Origin of the sequence: Rhodococcus sp. RCBS9 (assembly GCF_029457415.1) — a bacterium.
In the GTDB taxonomy this organism is placed as follows: Bacteria; Actinomycetota; Actinomycetes; order Mycobacteriales; family Mycobacteriaceae; genus Rhodococcus_F; species Rhodococcus_F qingshengii.
The window spans coordinates 6,187,054-6,213,217 of the sequence record NZ_CP120422.1 but is presented as its reverse complement, the minus strand read 5'-3'; the positions used below and the strand labels follow the sequence as shown (position 1 = coordinate 6,213,217).

At 62.2% G+C, this 26,164-nt stretch carries 9 protein-coding genes; 5 read left to right on the top strand and 4 right to left on the bottom strand.

Going from position 1 to position 26,164, the window contains the following annotated elements:
- Positions 1-14: 14 nt before the first annotated feature.
- Together P0M12_RS28845 and P0M12_RS28840 are read left to right on the top strand one after the other, a co-directional pair.
- A complete protein-coding gene (locus P0M12_RS28845) occupies positions 15-1,271 on the top strand; it encodes a hypothetical protein (RefSeq protein ID WP_042925087.1) in 1,257 nt (418 codons plus the stop codon).
- A 61-nt stretch (positions 1,272-1,332) separates the two neighbouring features.
- Positions 1,333-1,836 carry a MarR family transcriptional regulator gene (locus P0M12_RS28840; RefSeq protein WP_003942377.1) on the top strand — a complete coding sequence of 168 codons (504 nt, stop codon included), beginning with the start codon at positions 1,333-1,335 and terminating at the stop codon, positions 1,834-1,836.
- Positions 1,837-1,872: 36 nt separating this feature from the next.
- Here P0M12_RS28840 and P0M12_RS28835 read toward each other — a convergent pair whose 3' ends face one another.
- Together P0M12_RS28835 and P0M12_RS28830 are read right to left on the bottom strand one after the other, a co-directional pair.
- A complete protein-coding gene (locus tag P0M12_RS28835) occupies positions 1,873-2,904 on the bottom strand; it encodes an iron-siderophore ABC transporter substrate-binding protein (RefSeq protein ID WP_007732282.1) in 1,032 nt (343 codons plus the stop codon).
- A gap of 182 nt (positions 2,905-3,086) precedes the next feature.
- On the bottom strand, positions 3,087-4,946 hold the full coding sequence (locus P0M12_RS28830; protein WP_214927638.1) for a DUF4012 domain-containing protein: 1,860 nt from the start codon (positions 4,944-4,946) through the stop codon (positions 3,087-3,089).
- Between the two features lie 192 nt (positions 4,947-5,138).
- Here P0M12_RS28830 and P0M12_RS28825 point away from each other — a divergent pair, with 192 nt between their 5' ends.
- Positions 5,139-21,350 (top strand): non-ribosomal peptide synthetase, encoded by a 16,212-nt coding sequence (locus P0M12_RS28825; protein WP_277377186.1) that lies wholly within the window; start codon positions 5,139-5,141, stop codon positions 21,348-21,350.
- Positions 21,351-21,698: 348 nt separating this feature from the next.
- Here the strand turns inward: P0M12_RS28825 and P0M12_RS28820 are convergent, their stop codons facing one another.
- Entirely contained in the window at positions 21,699-22,268 is a 570-nt protein-coding gene (locus P0M12_RS28820) for a DUF5655 domain-containing protein (RefSeq protein WP_030537081.1), read from the bottom strand.
- A gap of 95 nt (positions 22,269-22,363) precedes the next feature.
- On the bottom strand, positions 22,364-23,017 hold the full coding sequence (locus P0M12_RS28815; RefSeq protein ID WP_179090782.1) for a GNAT family protein: 654 nt from the start codon (positions 23,015-23,017) through the stop codon (positions 22,364-22,366).
- Positions 23,018-23,141: 124 nt separating this feature from the next.
- Between P0M12_RS28815 and P0M12_RS28810 the strand changes: the two genes are divergently transcribed.
- Together P0M12_RS28810 and P0M12_RS28805 are read left to right on the top strand one after the other, a co-directional pair.
- Entirely contained in the window at positions 23,142-24,533 is a 1,392-nt protein-coding gene (locus tag P0M12_RS28810) for an MFS transporter (RefSeq protein WP_192712925.1), read from the top strand.
- A 3-nt stretch (positions 24,534-24,536) separates the two neighbouring features.
- A complete protein-coding gene (locus P0M12_RS28805; RefSeq protein WP_030537078.1) occupies positions 24,537-26,093 on the top strand; it encodes an aminotransferase class V-fold PLP-dependent enzyme in 1,557 nt (518 codons plus the stop codon).
- Positions 26,094-26,164: the final 71 nt, after the last annotated feature.

Below are 26,164 nucleotides of genomic sequence, written 5' to 3'. Positions count from 1 at the left end.
GCAATGATCGAGAAATGTCTGGGCGCACCGCACACGAGTCGAACCGTCGCCGCGAGCAATGGACCTGGCGTGACGGGCTGGTGATCGTCTCGATCGTCGCCTTGGGAACTGTTGTCGCGGCGGTGACGAACGAAGACACGGGCGCGTCGATTCCCGGCTGCGATTCGGTGGCATCGCCGGGTCCGCCGGTGCGTATCAACTACGGTTTTGCCGGTGAGCCCGGCTATGACGACCCGGACTATCCATGGTTCTCGGGACCGAAGGCCACCGCCATGAGCGACGCACTACTCGAATCGCTGCCTTCCGATGTCGACGTTGCATTTGCGAGTCCATCGAAATCGCTCGAGTTTGCGCCGATCCAGAATTACCGGGGTGCCTCGTTTCCTGACGGGGTCGACCCGATCGAGTTCAGCGGTTCTACGTCGGCGAAGGGAACCTTGACTCGCGTCGGGCGGACTGCGGATATCTCGGTTCAGGTGCGTGCATGGGATCAGCCGGTGCCGCCGTGCTTGGAGGGTCTGGTGGATCGGCGGGAGCATCTCGAAAACGGAACAGTGCTCGACATCGCCGATTTCGAGGACAGAGCCGATTTCGAAGACACAGACGGTTCGGAAGTCGGGGGCGAGCGCGGAGTCGTCGCGTATCTCGGTGATGGATCCCGGGTTGTTGCCAGCGTCGACACGTCGACCGGAACTTCGTCGGATGCTTCCCCGCTCTTGACGATGGACGAACTGATCGCGTTAGCGACCGCGCCGGGGCTTGCGGTGACTGCGCCGGTTCCAGACTCGACGCCGCCGCCGATGGCATCCTGCTACACCGATTCTGTGAATGCCGGTCCACCTGCGTCGCGCATGGATATCGACCGACTGAATCAGTTGCTCGATGCACGTTGGAAGGATCTCGGCGCGGCAGGCGTCACTTTGGAGCGCCCGCTCGGTTCGTTGGTTCCAGATGATTACGGACAGGGAGGAGTGTGCGAGCGGATCGTCGCCTCAACAGCGGACGGCAGCAGCGATGTCGAAATATCAGTTGGTACCGCTGTGCCGGAACCGGGTGAGACACTGACGTTGCCAGGCTCCACCACCGTGACTCGCCTGGTCGATCCCGATGGCTCGGGCGATGACACGGTCCGGGTTGTTCACCCCTCCGGCGAAACAGTAGTGGTGACCCAGTTCGTGACATCGGCTGGCTCCACATCGGCGTCGCCTTTGACAATCGAACAGCTCGAGTTCATCGCAACCACTCCAGGGCTGGTGATTTCGGCTCGGTGACGGTGGTGCTGGCACAATAGTGGCGAATTGTTCGTACCCAGAGACGTCGGAGGCTCAACGAATGGGCGATGCCAGCCCTGCTCGCGGTGACGATTTCTCCACCTGGTTCATCGACCAGTTCTCCGTGTACTGGCAGTCCGGCGGTGGGGCCCGCATCGAAGGACGTATTGCGGGCTATCTGTTGATCAGCGAGTCGCCAGGGGTCAGCGCCGAAGAGTTGGCGCAGGCACTCGGAGCAAGTCGCGGATCGGTGTCCACCTACATTCGTCGGTTGATCGACCGGGGGTTCGTCAAGCTCACGCGCAAGCCTCGGGATCGGACTCACTACTACGTCATGGATTCCGACGTGTGGGGCGGATTCCTCGAAACAGAGCACGTATATCTCGAGAATCAACGCAAGCTTGCGACCGAGGCCCTGCAGTACGCAAACCCCAACGGTCCCGCGTACATTCGTGTGCTCAACATGCGCGATTACATGGGGTGGATCATCGACAATCGCATGCTGAGCAGTGAGTGGATGCGATTCAAAGCTGAACGCGACGGCAAGAAACCCGCGTCCGAATAGGACGCGGGTTTCTCGATCGCACGATGCTGATCTACATCACTTGTTCAGCTTCGCGATTGCCTCGTCGATCATCGGCACGTAGCGCTCGAGCGACCAGGGCACGGTCAGAGGGTTGATCATCGAGGAACCGGTGACGAAGGGCTGTTCGGTCGGAGCGATGACAGTTCCCCGAGCCACAGCGGGGATTGCCTGGTAAGCGGGCTGCGCTTCGATCTCGGCCCGGTTGGCCGGGTCCGAGTAGAAGGTGAAGAGCAGGTCGGACTTGTCGAGGAGGTTTGCGTTCTCGAGGCCGATGACGGCGGAGTCTGTTCCTTCAGATTCCGTCAAGGTGTAGACGACGGGATCCACCTGCAGGCCAAGTGCGCGGACCATGGCCACACGCTGCTCTTCGGCGAAAAAGACGCCGAGGGTTCCTGGGCCCGTGTTGTAGATGAAGGAGAAGCTGACGTCGGCGTAGTTCGGATGTGCTGCAGTCGATTCCGCGAACTGCGACTTGATCTTGTCGATTTCGGCTGTCGCCTTCTCGGATTCGCCCATGGCTTTGCCGATGACGTTGATCTGGTCTTCCCACGTGATGGTCCAGGGGCTCTCGGCGTAGGCGACGGTCGGCGCGAACGCGTTGAGTGAGTCGAACTGCTGCTGAGTGATGCCGGACCAGGGGGCGAGGATCAGGTCGGGTTCGAGAGCGATGATCGCCTCGATGTTGAGATCGGTTCCGCCGGTGAACTGCTCTGGCAGTTCGCCACCTTGCTTCGTGACCGCTTCGTGGACCCACGGCAGATACCCGGTGTCGTCGCTGCCCCATGCGTACTTTTCGACGCCGACGGGGATCGTGCCGAGCGCGATTACGGTCTCTGCCGACCCCATGCCGAGAGTCACGATTCGCTCGGGCTTTTCGGTGATGACGGCGTTTCCGAGCGCACTTTCGATGGTGACGGTTTCGAAGTCGCTGCTGCTCGATTCGGTTGCGGTGTCGTTGTTACTGCATCCGCCGATTACCAGGGCGGCAATGACCAATCCACTCAGCGCCACAGTTCGGCGAAGTGAGCGCACACGGGCGTATCGCATGGGGAACCTTCCGTTGTCGATGCGCCGAGGAGTGAGACTCCGACGGATCGCAGCCGACGGCCGGTTCCAGGCGCGTCAGGAAGCATAGGCTAGCCTTCGCCAAAGTTTCAAATCTGCTGAAAGTTCACGAGTCCGACAAACGGCGACATGCCAGGGGCCTCGTCGACGTTTGCCGGACAAGCTCAGCAGCTAGGAACGTCGACGGTAATCTTCGGGTCGTCGACAAGCGGCTGGACCGGTACGCGAGCTTCGCCCTCGGCTGTGGGCTCGGTCAGATCGAACTTCAGCTCAACCGTCTGGCCTCGCGGAATGACGGCCCTGGTCATGTAGGCCGGGTGACCCTGTTCGGTTCCGTTGACGGCAAACGAAATCTGTCCACCCACGGAGACGGCATCGAGTTTGGCGCCGGCTGTCGCAAGCAGAGTGACTGCAGCCACATTGGTGCCATTGGGCAGTCGTCCGGGGTTGTCGACGATCCCGCTGACATATTCGGTCAGGTCGGCGTCGGGCGCGTTGTTGGTCAGTCGAACGGTGACCGTTGTCTTTCGGGTGTCGCCGGTGCACGTCTGGGCTGTGTAGTCGATTTCTCGTGTGAGGTAGTAGTCGAGCTTGTTGCCGGCTTGGTTGTTGATCACCACACCGGCGTACGGAGCGGCATCATCGGGAATGGTGTGCCCGAGGACGGTGTCGGCAAGAACCGATTGTTCGTCGGGGTGAGAGCTCCACACTGCGATTCTGCCCTCGCTGACACCTCTGCCGAGAGCCTCCAGTAATGCGCTCGGCGACTTGATGTTCCCGGTCATCTTCGCCACGACACGGGCCGCGATTGTCTGCAGATACTGCTTTCGTGCCTTGTTGTCGGAGGGAAAGCGTGCGTACGCGGTCGACTCGGTCAACTCAACGACGTTGTCGGCCGTTACCGACTCTCCGTCCGGCATCTCTACTGGTCCCACCGCCGCGAGGAGGTAACTCAGTGCTATCGGATCGGTCGCTATCGCGCCGTCGACCAGCTCACCCCCGGACTCCTGTGACCACAGGGACTGCCAGATCTGCGCTGCGTACGGAAAGTGCGAGCTGAGGTTGCTGTTGCGAAAATCGGTGGTCGGTCGACTGTTTCCGTACAGCTGGTTGAAGTCAGGACCAAGGTCTATCGGTTGATTGTCCAGTGTTAGTTCGGAGTTGGGGGAGAGTGTGTCCACCCGAGCGGCGCCGTTGTCGACTCGGACGATGCCGTATCCACCCAACAGGCCGCCGGTTCCTCGCGCTTCCGCATTGGTCTGGAAACCGATGAAGTAGTTGCGCGGTCCGTCGGTGCCGAGCATCGCCGGTGCGATGCGCGCCGCGGTGGCGGTGTTCGTCAGGAGGGTAGCCAGTTCGCTTGTCTGCGACTGTAATTCTGCTCTGGCATCGTTAACTCGGCCCAGGTACTTCGATTCGGGAACTTCCTGTGCCTGCGACGACAGCAATTCCGCGGCGATAGCTGTTTCGGCCAGTTTCGGTTCCGCTTCGCGTAACGGTGCGAGTGCCAAGCGCCCACCGGGCTGCACCAATTCCGTTGGTGCGAGTGAAGTTCCGGTAGTCACGGCAGGGCCGAGAACGTCACGCGTAAGCCCCTGAACGACCTCGGTCATCTGGCGCGTCGACTCGAACGGCGACCCGATGACGGGAATTGCGGCGGTGATGTTCCAGGGGAGTGAATGGGTGTTGTCGTATGCGGCCGATGCTTCGCGATCGGCTTCCGCCGCGGCAGACTCTGCGACTCCCGTATCTCCGGCCAGGAGAGCGCTCTTCGCCGACTGTGCGTGGTCGCGAGCCGCCTCCAGGTTGTCTTTCGCCTCGTATGCCGTGTACCCGAGCCATGCCACGAAACCGCCCACTACCAGCGTCGTTGCGGTGATCGCGACTGCCGTTCTACGGCTTCGGAGAAAAGCGGCCGCCCCCTTGGTTTCGCGCTCCGGGCCCCTCGGTGGGATGGTGTTGGAGCCGATCAGTTCAGCCCCGGAATCGTCGTCGGACTTTGGTCCCACCGTGTCGTTGTTCATCCGCTGAAGCTCCTGACGTTTGAGTGCGTGAAAGCTGCGTCGACATGTCTAGCAGTGTTGGCCCAGTGGTGAAAACTTAGACGAGACAGTAGGGTTCGGTTCGGCCGTTCGTGGTGTTCGCTCCCATGGATTCACGTGATCAGCCACCGAACGTTCGTGAAAAACAAGGCTGGTGAAATGTGAGGTGACGGGTTGAGTGCTTTTCCGTTGTCTCGGGCTCAGCTCGCGCTGTGGTTCGCGCAGCAATTGAGTCCGTCAACTCCGTTCGTGGTGGCTCAGTACGTGGAACTACGCGGACCGGTTGACGTCGACGCGCTGATCGAGGCAACGAATACGGCATGTCATGAATTGGAGTCGCCGTTCGTTCGCCTCGTCGCTACCGATGCCGAGCCGGCACAGGTCGTCGATCATTCGATCGTCGACGATCTCGCATACCTCGACTTACGCAGCGACCGCGACCCGGTTCAGCGCGCGAACGAGTGGATGACAGCGGAATACTCACGGCCACTTGACGTGATGTCTGACCGCCTGATCTCGGCAACCTTGCTTCACCTGGCAGATGAGCACTACTACTGGTACTCGCACGCCCATCACCTCGTGCTCGACGGACATGCGGCGATGACACTCACCGCTCGGGTGGCCGAGCGCTATTCGCATCTGGTTCATGGCAAGACGCTGACTCCTTTCGGTGGTCTCGGGGTACGTGCACTGCATGACCTCGACGTCGATTACCGATCCTCGTCGCGGTATCGATCGGACGAGCAGTACTGGACGGAGATGTCCGAAGGCCTGCCCCGCCCGGTTCGCCTCGCCGACGGCGCCGGCCTGACGTCCATGCCGCAGCGCATGATGGTGCGGACACTGAATCCAACTCTTGCAAAACAGCTTTCGGATGTCGCGACCGAGTGGACTACCTCCGAGGTGGCGGTCCTCGTCGGTGCATTCGCGTCCTATCTCGGTCGCATGACTGATTCCGATGACGTAGTCCTCAGCTTGCCGGTGTCCGGCCGCACCACGGCGACGTCGAAACGTTCAGGTGGGATGCTGTCCAACATCGTGCCTGTTCGTGCGCAACTCGAACGGGATCTGTCGCCACGAGAACTGGTGCGTCAGATCTCGGTTCAAATGACCGGTGCGCTACGCCACCAGCGATTCCGCTACGAGGACATGGGCTTCCAGGAAGGTCAGGGCGGATCCCGTGAGGCGGCGGGCCCGGCCGTGAACGTCATGATGTTTCACGAAGCCATTCGGCTCGGCGACGTCGTCGGCGAGTTTCACGTCCTCACATCCGGCCCCACCGAAGACCTGTTCTTCAGCATCTATCCGTCGATCGCGGGGGAGAACGTTCGCCTTTCCTTCGAAGCCAATCCGCACCTCTACAGCGAACGTGACCTGGCGATGCATCATCGTCAGTTCGTTCGGCTACTCGAGGGGTTCCTCGACTCTGCTACCCGTGCGCTCGGTGACCTCCGCATCCTCTCGACGGACGAAGTGAAGGATCTGGTCCCCGCGCTGGGTCCGCGGACGGACGGATTCGCGACGCTCGATTCGGTCATCAGAGGCGGCGCAGGGCAGGGGAGTGCTGTCGCGATCCGCGAGCAAGGTGTGGACGTCACTTACGACCAGCTCGGCGCTCGCGCGGATGCACTCTGCGCCTTGCTCGTGGAGAACGGAGTCGGACGAGGCGACGTCGTCGGGATCCTCACCGAGCGCTCGACCGATTCCGTAGTTGCATTCCACGCGGTAGTGCGGGCTGGTGCTGTCCTTCTTTACGTGGATCCTCAAACACCCTCCGAGCGTGTCGCTTTCATTCTCGACGACGCCGACGTGTCGGTTGTGGTCGGTGGCGAACTCGTGGACGTGCCGGCTTGGGTGTGCGTCGTTGATCCCAGTGGCGACGAGACCGTCGAAGGGCCGGTGGATCGACGCGTGGGGGCGGGTTCATCTATCGCCGACCTGTCTTTGGACGACACCGCCTACGTGGTCTACACCTCTGGTTCTACCGGGCGACCGAAGGGTGTCGCGGTCACGCACCGAGGCATTGTGCCGTTGCTGCGTTCTCACGCACGGCGTCTGAACATCGATAGTTCCTCCCGCGTCGCGCTCCTTGCAAACACATCGTTCGACGTGGCGATCCTCGAGATTCTGCTTGCGCACGGCTGCGGCGCGACCGCAGTGATCGTTCCTCCCGGATTGATCGGCGGAGTGGACCTCGAAGACTATTTGCGGCTCGAAGGTGTCACGCACCTGAACTCGACGCCATCGGTTCCGCTGACGATGGATCCTCGGAAACTGCCGGATCTTCGAGTGTTGAACGTCGGTGGCGAGCGACCGCCGGTGGCGCTCGTGGATGTGTGGTCGAGTCACGTCGACATCGTGAATTCGTACGGGCCCAGTGAAGCAACCGTCGCGGCATTCATGAGCGAGCCGCTCGCGCCTGGTGGTGATACTCCGATCGGGCGCCCGATCGACGGCGTTTCCGCTGTGGTGTTGGATTCGTCGTTGCTGCCCACTCCGGTCGGCGCCGCGGGGGAGCTGTACGTGATGGGACACGGACTGGCGCGAGGGTACCTTTCTCCGACGCTCACCGCGGAGCGTTTTGTCGCTGCGCCCTTCGGTGCTGCCGGCGCTGGTGAGCGTATGTACCGCACCGGGGATGTCGTGCGATGGAACGATGCCGGTCAACTCGAGTTCTTGGGCCGCTCTGACCAACAAGTCAAGATCCGTGGAGTACGCGTCGAACTGGGCGAGATCGAGGCTGTGCTCCTGTCGACTCCCGGCGTTGCGCAAGCAGCGGTGGTCGAGCGATCCGGGTCGCTTGCGGCGTATGTGACCGTGGCCGAAGGTGCAGCTCATCCGTTGAGCCAGACGATGGTGCTCGATCATCTGGCTTCCCGACTTCCTCGTTCCATGCTGCCGAGTTCGGTGACCATTTTGGCAGCATTGCCCGTCACGAGCCATGGAAAGACTGACCGTTCAGCGCTCCCCGAACCGGCGTCGTCCGCGCCGGCCGAGCAGCGCGCGGCGGTCAACCGTCCGATCGAGTACGACGAGGAATTGATTGCCTCGGTGATGGCCGAGGTCCTAGGCGTCGGAGTTCTCGGACCGCACTCCGACTTGTTCGCCTGGGGCGGTAGTTCACTCGACGCCGTGTATGTTGCCGCGCGAGTGAGTTCCGCCCTCGGAAGACGGGTTGGTGTCAGGGACGTGTTCGGTGCCCCGACGCCGGCGCGCCTGGCCCGGGTGATCCGTGCGGGGCGGGCGGAGTGGGTGGAGGAACCCCAACGCATTTCGGACGACCTCGTCGTGGAAATCGCACCGGCGCAACAACGCCTGTGGTTACTCAACCGTCTGGATCCCCAGTCGTCGGCGTACAACATTGCGTTCGAGGTCGCGTTCAGTGGTGCTCTGGATATCGAGGCGATGAGGGCGGCGGTAGGTGACCTGACCGATCGCCATCTCGTCTTGCGTACTGTTTTCTCGTTCGACCAGAATCACGATGCGTGGCCGATCCAGGTTGCGACCGCGACTCCGGTGACTCTGATCGAGGTTGCGTCCGAGGATTACGAGGCTGCGTCAGCGGATTTGGTTGCGGCGGGTTTCGACCTGGCGACCGATGCGCCTCTTCGCTTGATCCTCGCCTCCGGCAGCGACGCCGACCACCGCATGACCGTGGTTGCCCATCACATCGCCCTGGACGGCCTTTCGTTCGCGACGATCGTCTCGGACCTCGTCGCGGCGTACGACGCTCGCGCCGACGGACGGTCGCCGATCTGGCCTTCGCCCGCTCTCGACTACCGCGACTATTCCGCTTGGCACAGAACCATTCTCGGTGATCCCGCGGATCCACAGAGCTTGGCAGGACGCCAGCTGGAATTCTGGTCCGACACACTCGCCGGTGTTGATCCGACTCTTGCGCTTCCCGTGGACAGATCCCGCCGGCCGGACCAACCGTCGTCGGCTCGGGACGTGACGTTCGAGTTGCCCTCACCCATCCATGCGGCGCTGAACGAGATCGCTCGCGCGCACGACTGCACAACCTTCATGGTGTTGCACGCCTGCCTTTCGATCGCACTGAGCAAGATCACCGGTGCGTCCGATGTGGTCATCGGGACCCCGACCTCCGGACGAACGCATCCTTCGTTCGACGGTGTCGTCGGTATGTTCGTCGGGACCGTCGCGCTGCGAACGCTCCTTCGCGGCGGAGACACGTTCGGTGAGTTCTTGACTCAGGTGCGCGAGGTTGATGTGGCGGCCCTGTCCAATGCCGACGTTCCGTTCGACTGGGTGGTCGACCGTGCGGTCGGTGGGGGCGTAGGTGAGAAGAATTCCTTCCTCAGAGTGGTTCTCGCTGTCGATCCGGTAGCGCCCGACTCCGCGATCGCGATGGGAACTTTGACGGCGCACGGCACTCCGCTACCTCCGGTCCACCCTCGCTTCGACCTCGAAGTGACTGTGCGCGAGGATCGTACGATTGACGGCGACGCGAGCGGTGTTCGCGGCACTTTCCGATATGCCGCCGATCTGTTCGATGCAGGCACCGTGCAGAGCTGGGTCGAGCGGCTTCGTCGAGTGTGTGGCTCGATTACCGAGAACTCGTCAATCATGCTGCGTGACATCGATGTTCTCAGTGTTGCGGAACGCGAAGAATTGTCGGCTCGGGTGCCGGCGCCGTCGATTGTCGCGCAGTCGCTGCCTGACCTCTTCGGGGCCGTCGCAGCCCGGCATCCGAATGCAATCGCGGTGTCGAGTGGCGATACTCGTTTCACCTATGAAGAGGTGCGAGTTCGTTCGGAGGGCCTTGCCGCTGTCTTGATCGATCGAGGAATTCGAGTCGGTGATCGCGTGGCGGTCGCCCTGCCTCGATCGGTCGACCTCGTCGTAGCCATCATCGCTGTCGTTCGCGCGGGCGCGACGTACGTACCGATCGACTTGCAGTATCCCGACGCTCGTATCCACTACGTACTTGCCGATGCAGGCCCGAAAGCGATTCTGTCGACGGACGAATCTGCTGGGCGGTTCGTTGGGTACGAGCAACTTGTCATCTTCGTGGACGAGACGACTGACGCTACGGCCGACTGGCCCGTTGCACAGTCGGAGTCCGCCGCCTACGTGATCTACACTTCCGGATCAACTGGAGCTCCCAAAGGCGTAGTGGTGTCTCAGGACAACGTGTTGGCGCTGCTCGCCTCGACCCGAGAGATCTTCGACTTCAACGCCGAAGATGTATGGACGATGTTTCATTCGTACGCATTCGACTTCTCGGTCTGGGAGATGTGGGGTTCGTTGACCACTGGCGGATCCCTCGTGATCGTGGACGGTGATGTCGCGCGCTCACCCGAAAGATTCGCGGATCTGATTGTGCGGGAACGAGTGACCGTTCTCAATCAGACCCCGGCCGCCTTCTATGCGTTGGCGGAAGTCACGCAGGAAATGCTGCTTCCGCTCCGGACGATTGTTTTCGGCGGTGATCGCCTCGACGCCGGGCGCGTGGAGGCTTGGTTCGATCGGCACCCGGACGTGCGGGGCGTCAACATGTTCGGAATCACCGAAACCACAGTCCATGTCACCAGTTTCGATCTTGTCCCCGGTGACGAGACTGTCTCGCCGATCGGGTCCCCACTACCAGGGTTGCGCAGCTACGTACTGGACGCGTCGTTGAAGCCCGTCCCTCCGGGATCTGTCGGCGAACTGTATGTTGCGGGTCCGCAGGTGGCCGAAGGCTACTTGGGTCGACCCGCGATGACGTCTTCGCGATTCGTGCCTGAACCCGGATTCGATGGATCACGGATGTACCGCAGCGGCGATCTGGTCCGTTGGCGAGCCGGCCGACTCGAATATGTTCGCCGCGCCGACGGTCAGATGGCACTGCGCGGTTACCGCATCGAACCGGGCGAGGTCGAATCCGCGCTGTTGGCTCACACGTCGGTGGAGCAGGCCGCGGTAGTGGTGAGAGAACTCGACAGCGGGCCGACTTTGGTCGGTTACATCACCCCGGGGAGCGGACACGACCTCGACGGCGTCTTGCGGACTGCTCGTTCGTTGCTGCCCGCGCACATGGTTCCGTCGGCTTTGATGGCGCTCGCGTCATTACCGGTCACGATCAACGGCAAAATCGACCGAGCATCGTTGCCGACCCCGGTGTCTCTCACGCAGCCGACTCGGCAGTCGCGAGACTTCTTCGAGCAGACAGTCGCAGCCATTCTGAGCGATTTGATGGAAGTTCCGCATGTCGATCCGGTCCGGAACCTCTTCGATCAAGGCGCCAATTCCTTGATCGCCACTCGTCTTTCGTCGCGTCTGAACTCCGCCCTGGGCTGTAACCTCGACGTCCGCGATGTGTTCGAGCACCCATCCGTCGATCAGCTCGCAGACATCGCTGCTGCGCGGATAGGTGTAGGGCGAACCGGCGCGGAGCACGCGTCTGACGTGTCCTTGGGGCCTCGTTCGGACAACACGGAAGTGCACCTGTCAGCTTCCCAGCATCGAATGTGGATTCTGAATCAGTTGGATACAGACTCCGCCGGATACAACATCCCGATCGTGCTGCGCTTGGCAGGCGAGCTGGACGTGGTTGCGGCCGAACTGGCAATTCGTGACGTGATCAATCGCCATCGCACTCTGCGGACCGTGTACCCGGTTGTCGGCGGCGGCCCGGTTCAGACGGTGCTCGACGCCGAGGATGCGCTTCCGGCCTTTCAGCTCGAGGCACTCGACGGCGGCGACGCCGAGAATTGTGTAGCAGAACTGGTGGGTTCGGGCTTCGATGTCACCGTTGATCCGCCCGTACGTGCGGCACTTCTCCAGGTTTCACCTGTCGAGCACATCCTGGCTGTCGTCGTCCATCACATTGCCGCCGACGCTCGATCACTCGAATTGTTGGTCCGCGACTTCACTGCGGCGTACATCGCCCGCTCGGCGCAGCACGCTCCGCAGTGGTCGCCGCTCGCGCTCGAATACTCCGATTACAGTGCATGGCAAAGGGAATCGGGGATTCCCGAGACGGCACGCAGCTACTGGATGCAGGCTCTCGAAGGACTTCCCGAGCAGGTGACGCTTCCCCTCGATCGTCCACGTTCGACGTTCGCCCGTGCGTCGAGCTGTCGGGTGGAGATCTCAGGTTCGGTACGAACGGGCCTTCAGACACTCGCACGATCGAACAACGCGACCATGTTCATGGTTGTACACGCCGCTCTCGCGGCGCTGTTGGCGAGGTACAACGGTAGCGATGACGTAGCTGTCGGCACTGTTGTGTCCGGACGCGTCACACCTGAACTCGACGAGCTGGTCGGCATGTTTGCCGGCACGATTGTTCTTCGAACCGAAGTCGATCCGTCGAACTCGTTCGGCCGGTTGGTCGAGCAGGTTCGTCAGCGTGACGTAGCGGCGTTCGCGCACGCAGAGATGCCCTTCGAATCGCTGGTCGATCTGATCGACCCACCGCGATCGCGTTCGCGACATCCGTTGTTCCAGGTGGCGCTCTCGTTCCGAACTGCTGAGACCGCCGCGTGGTCGATACCAGGGCTGGACATCACACAGATTGCTCCTGAAGTCAGGCACGCAAATTTCGATCTGCAGGTCAACGTCACGGACGAGGGGGTCGGGGGCGAACTCGGTCTCGAATTCGTCTACAACGCTGATCTATTCGATGATCTGACGGTATCGAGCTTTGCGGGCCGGTTCGAGCGCTTCCTGAATCAAGTGTCTGTCGACCCGAATGTCGCCGTAGGGCAAATCGACCTGTTGGACAGTGCGGAACGAGCTCTTCTCGTCCCCGCACACGGCGCGGTCGACCGGCCTGATCGATCTCGACTTTCCGGTACGACACTTGCCTCCATGCTGCGCTTCGGCGTCGAATCCGCCCCGGACGCTGTGGCGGTCGAGGGTGAGGGCAACACACTGACTTACCGGGAACTCGATGCCCAGTCGGATGTCGCAGCCGACGAGTTGCGCTCCCGGGGAGTTGGAGTCGACCAGGTCGCTGCTTGGACTGCAGATCGGTCGATTGCGTCGATCGTGCAACTGTGGGCAATCGCGAAGGTCGGTGCAGCTCCGGCATTGACGGACCCGGAACAGCCGCAGGCGCGAGTACGCGATGTCCTCGAAACACTGGGCACCGGAGCGATCGGCGGCCGCAACGCTGGTGGTGAAGACGCTGGTGCTGAAGACGCTGGTGGTGAGAAAGTCACCGACTCGGTGCGCGAATATTCCGAGAACCTGGCGGCCTACGTAGTTTTCACGTCAGGAACGACCGGAACCCCCAAGGCTGTGGTCGTGACCAACGGCGGGCTCGGTGTGATCGCCGAAGACCTGCCCGGTCGATTCTCGGCTGGGCCAGGTTCTCGCGTATTCCATCGCGGAGCGCCAGGATTCGACATGACGTTGCTCGAGGTGCTCATCGCGAGTGCGTCCGGGGCCACGCTCGTTCTGGCGAAGAACGAAGAACTGTTCGGCTCGGGACTCGCATCAGCACTGAGGCGCGAGCGAATTACTCATCTGTGCGCCACACCTACTGTCGTCGCCTCCATCGGCGATCCTTCGCTGCCGGACCTTTCCACGGTGATGTTCGGGGGCGAGCGACTCGGCGGCGCGTTGGCGAAGCGCTGGCAAGCCGGACGCCGAGTCATCAACGGATACGGACCTGCCGAGTCGACGATGTATTCGCTTGCTACCGAACCACTGTCGATCGAACAACTGTCGGGTGACACTCACGACGGATCGATCGGGTATCCACTGGCCGGGGTCGACGCCGTCGTGCTCGATGATCGACTCGAACCGGTGCCGCCGGGAGTCGCCGGCGAACTGTATCTCTCAGGTCGAATGCTCGCTCGCGGTTACGCCGGCCAACCGGCCCGAACTGCGGAACGATTCGTGGCAACCGGTTCAGGCGCCCGGATGTACCGGACGGGCGATCTGGTGATGTGGAAGCCGGAAAGCCCCAAATCCGAGGGAAATACGTATCGCCTGCATTATCTCGGGCGAACCGACGTGCAGGTGAAGGTCAACGGTGTCCGGATCGAACCGGGTGAGATCGAGGCAGTCATTCAGTCTGTCGCGAACGTCGACTTCTGTGTCGTCGGGGTTCGGTCGGCCGAAGGTGGAAGTCCTCTGTTGGTCGCCTACGTGAGAAGTTCAGGTGCCGAAAGAGTTGACACAGGTCAACTTCGCGCTGCCGCCGCAGAAGTCCTTCCGACGTACATGGTTCCGCATGCCATCGTCGACATCGAGGGCGAGCTTCCGATGCGGAACGGCAAGGTCGACTTCGCCCGTCTCCCGTCGCCGACACTGGATGCTTCCCGTGCAGAGGGGCCGGCCACCGCCACCGAACGTGTTGTAGCCGGAGCTTTTGGTTCCGTCCTCGGTGGGAATGAGGACGACCGCGACGCAGACTTCTTCTCGCTCGGGGGCAACTCGCTGTCGGCCGCGGAGGTTACCTCGCTCTTGAGTAGTACTCTGGGGCTGGTTGTTCCGCTCAGGACCGTATTCGAGCATCCAACAGTTGCGGCGTTGGCAGCCCGGCTCGATTCGCTCGAGCAGAACGACTCGGTGACCGATCTTGTCCGACTGGAACCGCGCCGCGACCCCACGCCCGCACCCCTGTCACGAAACCAGCGTGCGATGTGGGTACTGAATCAGCGGAACACGGCGAGCGGCGCGTACAACCTGCCGATCTGCATCGAGATCGACGGTGAACTCGACGCGGCGGCGCTGCGTCAGGCAGCAACGGATCTTGTCGGTCGTCATGATGTCCTCAGAACCCGGTATCCGGGCACTCCACCGGTTCAGGTCGTGGATCCTCCGACCTCCGTGACAATGGAAACGCGGCTGGTCGCCGACATCGAGGTCGAGGTGCTGCTGCGAGAGTTCGGCTCGCGTGGTTTCGATGTAGCGGCAGACCTGCCGGTGCGCTGGATGCTGCTCCAAGTGTCACCGGTCAGGCACGTTCTGGCAGTGAGCTTTCATCACATCGCAGTCGACGGGGTGTCGATGCGAACGGTGGTCGGCGACCTGCTGACCGCGTACGGCAAGCGACGAGCTGGACTGGATTCGCAATGGTCTCCGTTGCCGATCCAGTACGGGGATTTTGCCGCGTGGGAGGCAGCACGTGACGTTTCCCCTGTCGTCGAGCAGTTCTGGCGCCGAACCCTCGACGGTGTGACATCTGTGTCTCCGCTGACGGTGGATCACTCCGATGGCGGGCCGGATACCGTGGCGCAGCGAGTGAACTTCGTGATACCAGCCGTCATCACCTCGGCACTGCAGGCGCGAGCCGACCGATTGAAGGTTTCGCTGTTCGCGGTGGTTCATGCGGCGTTGTCGGTGGTGCTTGCCAAGCTGAGTGGAAATCCCGATGTCGTGATCGCGACAGCTGTCGACGGACGGCGGGCGCCTCAGCTCGACGGCGTGGTCGGCATGTTCGTGGATACGGTGCCTCTTCGCCTTCGGATCGACGGGGACGTGCCGATCGATCTTCTGTTGGGTGCAGCTTTCGATGCTGATGTGGCAGCGTTCGATAACAGCTCTGTTCCTGCCGAGTTGGTTGGTGAGCTGCTCGGTGGACGAACTCCCCAGATTGCGCTGGGTCTGCAGAACTTCGCGATCCCTGCCGTGGAGGTTTCCGGCCTCACGATCGAGGCTCGCGAAATCGAGACCGCGACAACGAAGTTCCCCATGCATGTCTCGCTCGCACCCGCTGACGACGGTTCATTGACCGGAGCGCTCATCTATGCCGCGAGCGCATTCGATCCTTCGAGCGCCGACGCGGTTACCCGACAGCTGTCGAGAGTGCTCACCTCGATTGCCGAGGATGTACCAGTACTCGTTTCGGATCTCGTGGTGGGCGCGGCGCCCAGTTGGACTGCTGCCGAGGTCGATTCGTCCCGCACACTGACCGAGATCTTCGCCGCCACCGCGGCGCGATTCCCGAACAACATTGCTCTCGACGACGGACACCGCACGGTGACGTATGCCGAACTCGACTCTGCCTCGGATGCCCAAGCCTGGGAACTGGTGGCTCGGGGAGCAGGACCGGGTGCCGTGTACGAGATTCCGGCGGTACGGACTATCGCGTACCTGGTCCGAATGTTGGCGATCTCGAAAACGGGAGCGGCATTCGTGCCGATCGACCCCGACCTGCCACCGGCACGTCTGAAGCAGCTGCGCACAGTCCTCTCCGATCGCAGCCCTGTTCCCGGTCGGCAGTATCCGGATTCAGTCGCGTACGTTGTTCACACGTCCGGGTCGACCGGTGAACCGAAAGGCGTTGCAGTCACACACCGAGGACTGGGCCTGCTGACCGACGATGCTGTCCGCAAGTACGGCGTGACTTCGGACTCGGTTGTGCTGCACGGTTACAAACCGACGTTCGATGCAGCAATCCTCGAGATGATGTTGGCGATCGGCGCCGGGGCTACCTTGGCGGTCGCTCCTCGGGAGGCTTTCGGCGGAAGGGCACTCGAAGAATTCGTCGCAGAACGCGGCGTCACTCACATGTTGTCCACTCCAGCCGTACTCGACACGATGGCTCCAGAGCGGTTCGATTCGCTCGAGGTGGTGGCAGTCGGTGGCGATGTGCTCTCACCTTCCACCGCGCGTGCGTGGAGTCGCCGCGCGCGAATGCTCAATGCGTACGGACCGACGGAATGCACGGTGGTCACCACTGTCGCCGAAGTGGATCATCGGGTCACCATCGGAGTCCCGCTCGCCGGAATCGGTGCAGAGGTGCTCGATACGCGACTGCGTCCGGTGCCGTGGGCCGGGATCGGTGAGTTGTACGTCAGCGGGCCCGGGCTTGCGATGGGCTATGCCGGAGATCCTGCCGGCACCGCCACGTCGTTCATCGCAGCACCCGGTGGGCACCGCCGTTATCGGACCGGTGATCTGGTTCATCGCCGCACGGATGACACGCTCGGATTCGTCGGACGCTCCGACCGTCAGATGAGCGTGCGAGGAATCCGCGTCGAGCCCGCCGAAATCGAATCAGCTCTGCGTCGGTGCACGGGCGTCGAGGCTGCGGCGGTTGTCCTCGTCGACGACATCGCCGTTGCGTGCGCGGTCGGCGATGGTGTGGAGGCGGATCAGCTGACAATCGAGTTGGCCGCGATGTTGCCTGCGTATCTGATGCCCGGCCGCGTGGTCGTATTGGAGTCGATCCCGCTCACGACGAACGGAAAACTGGACGCAGATGCGTTGCGGCGCCATGTGTTCGAGAGCCAGGCGCCCGATGCAGCAGTGACGGTTTCGGAGGAACTCGTCACCGCTGTCATGTCGGAACACGTGTCCGGAAGTTTCGGCGCTCTGCACAACCTGTTCGAATCAGGTGGTGATTCGTTGGCCGCGGCAGCGGTGGCAGGTCGACTCGCCTCGATCTTCGCGCGAGATGTGCCTGTTCGCGCCGTCTTCGACAATCCGTCGCCGCGAGCGATGTCTCAGTGGCTGTCGGCGAGCGCGTCCGATGGCAAACGCCGCGAACTGACTCGACGTGATCCCGGCAAGCCGGCCCCGCTGGCGCCCTCGCAACAACGACTCTGGCTGATCAATCAGCTTCAGCCGGAATCGACTGCGTACAACCTGACGTTTGCAGCGGTCCTGGCAGACGACATCGATCGTTCGGTCTTGAGCAGCGCGCTCGGCGACGTCGTCGATCACCACGCCGTTTTGCGAACTGTCTGTGTTCCGGGTGAATTCGGTCCGCAACAACGTGAAATGGACTCTGTTGCATTCGATCTCACTGCGGTACACGTCGGCGATATCCGTGCGAGCGCTTCGGCATTCGCGACTGTGCCGTTCGATCTCGAACGAGATGTTCCGTTCCGTGTGCGTGTGTTCGCCGAAAAGGCAGGAGTCGACTCTGCAGGACTGACGGTCCTGGTCATCGTTGTTCACCACATCGCGATCGACGGAGCGTCGATGGGCCCGATCCTGACCGATTTCGTGGCAGCCTTCGAGGCCAGGTCGGCAGGTCTTCCCTGGGATCGCTCGTCGGGGGAGATCAGCTACGGCGACTACAGTTTCTGGGCGAGAGAGAGCTTGGGTGACCCCGAGGATTCTCTCAGCATGGCTCACCGGCAACTCGACTATTGGTCGGACGCACTTTGTGGCGTCGAGGATGTGTTGGCTCTACCCGTCGACAACCCCCGGAGTCCCGTGTCTTCACGATCCGAGGAGATGGTGACGGAAGTCCTCGACGGCGCCACCTACGACGCGTTGTCGGCGTTGGCTCGTTCGCATGGCGTCACGGTATTCATGGTCGTCCACAGCGTGATTGCCGTGCTGCTCGCTCGCGAGTGCGTCACGGACGACGTCGTGGTGGGAGCAGCTGTGAGTCTGCGGAACGATCCGGCGCTGCTGAGCGTCGCCGGAATGATGGTGGGTACTGTTGCATTGCGCACGAGGATCAACTCCACCGATCGCTTCGCTGCTGTTCTGGACGAGGTTCGCCGTGTCGATCTGGAAGCAATGGCGAACGCGGACGTCTCGTTCGACGACGTCGTTGCGAAGGTCGATCCGCCGCGCAGGATGAACGAGCATCCGCTGTTCACGGTCATGCTGGCGTACCGGCGAGCGCTGGAGTTGCCGCAGATCGACGGCATTACCGTCTTCGACATCGACAATTCAGGGGCGTCGACCGGTTACGACTTGACGTGGGACCTGGTCGACACCGGTGACAGTCTGACTATTCGATTGCTGTATGCGACGGACAAGTTCCGCGAGTCGACCGCGGAACTGTTCATGCAGCGGGTGAGACGTATCGCCGAATCAGTGACCGTGGAACCCGAGATTGTGATCGGGGAGATCGAACTGCTGTCCGGACTCGAACGCTCGGCGCTGACTGCTGCGAATCCTCGCCACGTCGAACCTCTGACGATTGCCGACATTTTCGAACGCGCTCTGCGTCAGGCGCCCGACGGCGTAGCGCTGGAAGAGAACGGCAGACGCTGGACTTACCGCGACCTGCACGAGGAGTCGTCGCACTGGACACGCGAGTTGGTGGTCCGAGGAATCGGACCCGACGACGTGGTGGCCGTTGCGCTCGGGCGCGGGCATCTGTGGATCGTTGCGTTGTGGGCAGTAGCGCGTGCAGGCGCAGCGTGGCTGTCGCTCGATCCGGCGCTGCCGACAGCGCGCCGGCAGACGATGGTCGAGGAATGCGGTTCGGTTGTCGGTTTGACAGCGGGAGGTGCATCCGAGAGTTTGCCCGAGTGCGTCGAGTGGGTGGCGATGGACGAATCCCGCACTGCTGGTGGCGCTGCCGAGGTATCGGCAACGCCGGCTCACCCCGACAACCTCGCCTACGTCATCTACACGTCGGGTTCCACGGGAAGACCCAAGGGCGTGGAGGTTTCACATCGCGGAATCATGAACGTCTGCACCGCCCACGCCGAGATCGCCGAGCTCGAGCGTGGCCCCCGAGTCCTGCAATTGGCGTCGTCGACCTTCGACGCGTCGGTGATCGAGATCCTTCTCGCGGCTGCAGGGTGTGGAACGCTGATTCTGACTCCCGACTTCGTCTACGGGGGAGAAGAACTCACGAATCTGCTGGTCGCCGCCGACGTAACACATCTGATCGTGACGCCGACGGTCCTGGCGACAGTCGATCCGGATGCAGTGCAACCGTTGATCGTCGAATCGATGGGGGAGCCGCTCTCTGCGCGCCTTGCGTCGGCGTGGTCACCCCGACATCGCATCGTCAACGGATACGGACCGACCGAATCAACGATCGCGGCATCGATTTCCGCACGGATCACTGACGGGGACGTCACTGTCGGCACTCCAGTCCCTGGTTCGACGGCATTTGTTCTCGATCAGAGGCTCCGACCGGTTCCGGATGGCGTTGCGGGAGAACTGTTCCTCGCCGGTGAGAATGTGGCACGGGGGTACGTCGCTTCCCCGGCTCTGACGTCCGAGCGCTTTGTTGCCAATCCTCATGCGGTGGGGACTCGGATGTATCGCACGGGTGACCTCGTGCGTCGTAGGCGTCACGACCGAGCGCTCGAGTACCTGGGTCGCAACGACGCGCAGGTGAAGGTGCGGGGTGTCCGCGTGGAACCGGCGGAGGTCGACGCGGCCCTGTCAAGCCATGGAGCAGTGGCCTTCTCGGTAACCGTTGTCTGTGACGACGGGCACGGAGCCGCTGAACTCCGGTCGTACGTAACGCTGGCGGAAAACGGTTCGGCGACGGAATCGGAGCTTCGCGGGTTCGTCTCCGGCCTGCTGCCGAAGCACCTGCTGCCTTCGTCGGTGACGATAGTGGGCGAGGTACCGTTGCTCGCTTCGGGGAAGATAGACGCAGCGGCACTTCCTGCTCCTTCACCGCAGCCAGGGTCGAGTGTGGATCGACCCATCTCGGATACCGAACGTCACGTGGCACAGGCATTCGAGGGCGTGACCGGCGCGAAATCGGTCGGCCGCTACGACGACTTCTTCGAGCTCGGCGGGACATCGATGGGTGCAGTTCGAGTGGTTACGCGCTTGCGTGAGAGCCTGAACAGGGAATTCCCGGTTCAATGGATTTTCACCGACCGAACTGTGGCGGAGCTTGCCTCTCGGATGGATCTCGTTCATGCCGATGTCTTCGAGGGTGATTCGCTTCGTTCGGATCCGCTGGACACGGTCGTCATGCTCGGCGGCGACCCCGATGACCAACGGCCGCCGTTGTTCTGTGTGCATCCGGTCAGCGGAATCGCCTGGTGCTACGCCGGACTCGTCGGTCAGCTGCGGGGTCGACGGGTGTACGGCATCCAGGCAACGGGAGCAGGTGAATTGCCAGGCACGGTGGCGGAGTTGGCGTCGGGGTACGTCGATGCCGTACGGACGGTGCAGCCGTCGGGTGAATACCATCTACTCGGTTGGTCTGCCGGCGGAACGATCGCGCTCGAGATGGCGAGCCAGCTCGAAGAGGCCGGCGATCTGGTCGGTTCGGTTGTCATGCTCGACGCGCTGTTACCGGAGATGATGCCATCGGTACAAGCGGCTCCGAAACCTTCCGAACTGTTCGCGCAGATCGGGCTATCCGAGGTTGAAACTGAAACTGCAGCACTGACTTTCACAGACGTTGCGACAGAGATCCGAAGGCAGACCGGTATGGATTTCCTTTCCGATACGGTACTCGAATCCGTAGTGGGTCGGGTGGAAAAACTGTCGCGAATCGTTCGGGACCACACGCCGAGGCACTATTTCGGGTCAGTGGAACTGTTTGTGGCGCAGCATGATCTGCCTGAACATCGTCACCTGGTCGAAAGGTGGTCCGAACTGGTGGGGCCGTTGCGGGCGTACCTGGTCGACTGCTCCCACTCGGAAATGTCGAGCACTGAGGTGTTGGCGGAGGTCGCCCAAGTTCTCGTCGGCTATCTCGAAGGTGTCGATTCGGATTCGAAGGATCGCAATCATACTGGGGTGCAGTAGATCTAACGGGCCGGGACTTTGGTCCGGAATTGTCACTCCCGTGGTCCCCTTGCTTCAGTTCCGCAAGTGGAATCGGTAGCATTTCCCTTGTGGCAGTAAGCCATTCAGAAACTATCTCCGGAGGATCGTATGTTGGGTTCCCTTTTTTCCATCAGCTCTGAAATCGGTGTTCCGTCCGTCGACGCGCTCTTCGAGGCTGCTCGGACCATCATCGGCGCGCTCTTCGGCCTGAGCTGACACGTCGCAGCGACCTTCCCCCGCGGTGAAGAAAGTCCCTGTTCTCCGTCAAGGAGGACAGGGACTTTCGTGCAGCCTGCAGGTGCGTTTGCGTGGCGGTGAGTGGGTGACCTACCGGCCGTTCTGTTGATACGCGATCGCTGTCAGCGATCCGACTTCGTCGTTCACGTCTGCGGTGCTGGTGAGCCCGATCTTGTGGGTCGACTGCCCGGGAGCTTTGGCCGTGACAAGAAGTTCGGATTCGGGGGCCTCGACAAAACGTAGTCCGAGGTCGACTCGGGCCGTGGTGGCCGCTGCGATGGTGGCGAATTGGCGAGCGCGAATGAAGGGTGTGTAGGTTCCGCGGCCTTCGACCCGAACATCGGTTCCGAGTTCTTCGATCAGACGTCGGGCTGCATCGAAGATCGGCCGCAGTGCTGCCTTCGGGCCGCTGTACTGCTGGTCGATGTATTGCTCGACGGTCGGCTCCACCCATCCGGACTGTTCGGCAGTCTCGAATGCAATTGCCCACTGCGAATTCTGCGGTACACCGTGCTCTGCTTTCAGCCACTTGCGCACTTCGTTCTGATCGAGCGGGTCGACCCCGGACGTCCGTACGGCCTCAACCCATTCTTCGAGGGTGCGCCCGGTACGGTCGCGCATGGACGAGGTGACTGCGGCCATCATGTCGGAGGGTTCCATGTGTCTGTTCTATCGGTTGTCACTGTTCTACTGGTTGTCGCTGTTCTTCCGGTTGTCGCTGCTCTCTCGGTTCTCACTGTGCACGGGTAGCTCGCTCAGTCGATGCCGAGCATCGTCTTGAACGCGCGCACGCCGGTCACTTCGACGGGATACGGCGGTGCGACAAAATCTTCGCGGCTGAGGGTGAAGAGACGACGCACGGTCATGCGACCGTCGGCAGCCAACTCCTCTACTGTGCCGTCTGCGCGGTACCCGACTTTGGTGGACACCGTGATCGAGGCGGGGTTGTCCGTGAATGCCGATGACACGACGCTTCGTGCACCCAAAGAGTCGAATGCGAATGCGCAGATTGCCTGTCGGGCGAGAGTGCCGACACCCCGGCCTTGGAACCCGCGTCCGATCCACGAGCCGGTTTCACCGGTACGACTTTTGGGAAAGTCCGTCGCGGCGAACGCCTGGCAGCCGACGATTTCTCCGTCGACGACAATGGCTGTTTCGAATTTCCAGTCGGTCATGGTCATCGCTCCGCGGACCGACCAGTGGTATTGGATGAATCTTCGCGACACTTCGTCGGGAGTGCCCACTGTCCAGGGGACGAGAAACGGCATCTGTTCGGCGGGGTGAATGCCGGCTCGGACCAGCGCAGTGAGTTCGGGGAAATGATCGTCGCGCACAGGGAGCAAGGTGACGGGCCCACACGTGATCGTGACTCCGTACGGAGGCCAGATCTCTCGCAGTGGGTCAACCATCGTCTTCAGACCTTCGTTTCGTGTGCGAATCGGGTCACAGTCTGGCATGCCAGGCCCGTCCGAGTGAGCGACTTCTGGTCATCGGGATTCTTTTGCCCTCGCGGTACGGAGTCGTGACATTAGTGTGTGGACGGTGACTACAGACAAACCGGTACGTCTTCGTGAAGGTAGATCGCCTGACAGGCTTTCGCGTGGTGTGGTGGCCGGATACGCAGCGGGAAGTGTCGGTACGGGTGGATTCGGTGTTCTGCCAGGTCTGGTACTGGCGTACTACCTGACCGACACGCTCGGCGTTGCCGCGGCGCTCGCGTCGCTTGTGGTCATTGTCCCGAAAATCGCCGACGTCCTGATCGATCCGCTGATCGGGTCGATCAGCGACCGAAGCTCTCATCGAACCGGTACGCGAGTGCCACTCATGCTCGCAGGCGCTCTGGGACTGCCGTTGCTCTTCATTCTCACGTTCTCGGCCCCGGTGTCGGCCGGCCCCGGAGTCGGGGCGATGTGGGTGCTCGTCTTCTTCCTGCTCGCGGCGAGTGCCTACAGCCTCTTTCAGGTTCCATATATCGCGTTGCCGACCGAGTTGACCGGCGATTACCACGAGCGCACTCGGTTGGTATCGGTTCGAATTGCGGTGTTGGCCCTGACAATTCTGGTCATCGGCGCCGGCGGACCCGAGCTCCGCGATGCTGCCGGGGGCGGAGCACGCGGTTATCTGGTCATGGCGATCGGGGTGTCGGCGCTGATGTGCGGGGCAATGATCTGGGCAGTTCGCGGAGCCGCGCGCCACACGGTGACTCACGCGGACGCGCCGGTCGGCTCGTTGCTCTCGCAGTACCGGGACGGGTTCGACGCGATACGACGTACCCGCGCTTTCCGATTGCTGGGCAGCGTCTTCGTGCTCCAAGCTCTTGCCACCGCCGTGATGTTGGCGGGTGCGCAATATCTGGCGACCTATGTGATGGGCAACGAAGGTGCGCTCACCGGTCTGTTCGTTGCACTCGTCGGACCAGCTCTCGTCGTCATGCCGCTGTGGTACCGGTTCTCGCATCGGTACGGAAAGCTTCGCGGTTACGTGGTGTCTTCGGTTCTGTTCGTCGTCGCCACGGCGTTGTTGACGCTTGCGGCTGTCGACGCGGGTTCGTGGATCTACGGTGCCGTCGCGCTTGCCGGCGTCGGCTACGCCGGCATGCAGGTGTTCCCGCTGGCGATGCTTCCGGACGTCATCGAGGACGACGCGCGAATCGGTGGGCGCCAACGCGGTGGTTCGCTCAGTGGTATCTGGACCGCCGCGGAAACCGCAGGCCTTGCCCTGGGACCCGCGGTGTTCTTGGGTGTACTCGCGGTCACCGGATTCGTCTCGAAAACTGCGGGCGAGACTGTCGTGCAACCGGAATCGGCGCTGACCGGAATTGCCCTCGGCTTCGCGGTCGTGCCGGCGATCCTGGTTGCGATCAGCCTGGTCGTATTGCGGAATTACCGCACCGAACAAGAATCCACTCACGAGAACGAAAGGTGAACGATGAGTTCCACTCGGGCCGAGGAACTTCAGGGCAAGATCGTCGAGAGCGCAAACCTCGAGAAGAGGGCGGCCGACATCTTGACTCGGCTGCGTTCGCTTCGTGAGCAGGACGCTCCGACGCACGGAGGCCGGGTTCTGTCGTACGTGTACGACAGCGGCCTCGCAGCGCTCGACGAGTTGGCAGCGGACGCAGCTCGATTGGTTCAGCCGGTCAACGGTCTCGACCCGACGGTGTTCCCGTCCACCGCGGTGATGGAGCGTGAGTTGGTTGCGTTCGCACGCGAGTTCCTCCATGGAGCTTCAGAACCAGCCGCAGATACAGACGCCGGAGGCGTAGTCGTCGGCAATGTCACCAGCGGCGGAACGGAGAGTTGTGTGTTGGCCGTCAAGGCAGCTCGCGACTTCCGTGGGCTCCCGCCGGGTGAGGGTTCGCTGGTTCTTCCGACCACCGCGCATGCCGCTTTCCACAAGGCAGCTCACCTGCTCGGACTGGAACTGATCCTGGTACCCGTAGATCCCACGTCGGGGCGCGTCGCCGCACAAGATATTGCGACGGCAGTTCGGAAAGACACGGTCTTGATCGTCGTCTCCGCGCCCAGCTACCCGTTCGCGGCGCTCGACCCGATCGCCGATGTCGCGGAAGTTGCTCGTGCACATTCGATTCCACTGCATGTCGACGCCTGCATCGGTGGGCTTGCGTTGCCGTGGTGGGGTGATCTGCCACCCTGGGATTTCCGGGTGCCCGGGGTCACCAGCATGTCCGTCGATTTCCACAAGTACGGATACTCGCCCAAAGGCGTTTCGGTCCTGCTGCACCGAGGGCGAGATCTGCATCGCAAGCAGTATTTCGGACTCACGGACTGGCCGGGGTACCCGGTGGTCAATCCCACGCTTCTCGGTTCCAAATCCGTTGCTGCTCTTGCCGGTGCTTGGGCGATTTCGCAAGTCCTCGGGCAATCCGGGTACGCCGAATTGGTGTCCCGGGCGCAGCGGGCCACTCGTGCACTGATCGGCACGGTCGAGGCAATCGAGGGTCTTCGCGTCGTGGGCTCGCCGGTGGGACCACTGTTCGCGGTCGCTACCGACGATTCCGTGCCGCTCGAACGGCGAGTGGATCCGCATCGCTGGGTGAGCGCTGTCGGTGCTCGCGGCTTCGTCCTTCAAGGGCAGCCGGCGTCGACGCAACCTGACGGGACGACGTTGCCTCGAACAACCCACCTCACCGTCACCCCGGTGACGGAATCTGTGCTCGGCGAGTTGACCAGCGCACTCGTCCTCGGTGCCGACGACGTTCGCGGCTCGGCGGCAGCCGAGGCGCCGCCGGCCCTGGCAGAGTTGGCCGGAGCATTCGAACGTGGCGATGTCACCGTCGCCGATGTTCTTGCGTTGCCCAGTGACGCCGTCGCGGCAGCGTTGACGTCGGCGGGGCTGGATCCTCGGGGCTCTTCCGATTCTCCCTTGGACATGGCGGCCGTCCTCGCGGCAGTGGAATCGCTGCCACGTGAGGTCACGAAGAGACTGCTGGTGGAATTCCTCGCCGGAATGGTGGAGCCCTGAACTCGGCGATGAATACCGAAACCGCGATGAACACTGTCCAAAACTCGGACAAATGGCGCGAAAGATTCGCG

Coding starts and splice junctions, on each gene's coding strand:
- P0M12_RS28845 (WP_042925087.1), top strand. CDS start 15: ATGTCTGGGCGCACCGCACACGAGTCGAACCGTCGCCGCGAGCAATGG.
- P0M12_RS28840 (WP_003942377.1), top strand. CDS start 1,333: ATGGGCGATGCCAGCCCTGCTCGCGGTGACGATTTCTCCACCTGGTTC.
- P0M12_RS28835 (WP_007732282.1), bottom strand. CDS start 2,904: ATGCGATACGCCCGTGTGCGCTCACTTCGCCGAACTGTGGCGCTGAGT.
- P0M12_RS28830 (WP_214927638.1), bottom strand. CDS start 4,946: ATGAACAACGACACGGTGGGACCAAAGTCCGACGACGATTCCGGGGCT.
- P0M12_RS28820 (WP_030537081.1), bottom strand. CDS start 22,268: ATGGAACCCTCCGACATGATGGCCGCAGTCACCTCGTCCATGCGCGAC.
- P0M12_RS28815 (WP_179090782.1), bottom strand. CDS start 23,017: ATGGTTGACCCACTGCGAGAGATCTGGCCTCCGTACGGAGTCACGATC.
- P0M12_RS28805 (WP_030537078.1), top strand. CDS start 24,537: ATGAGTTCCACTCGGGCCGAGGAACTTCAGGGCAAGATCGTCGAGAGC.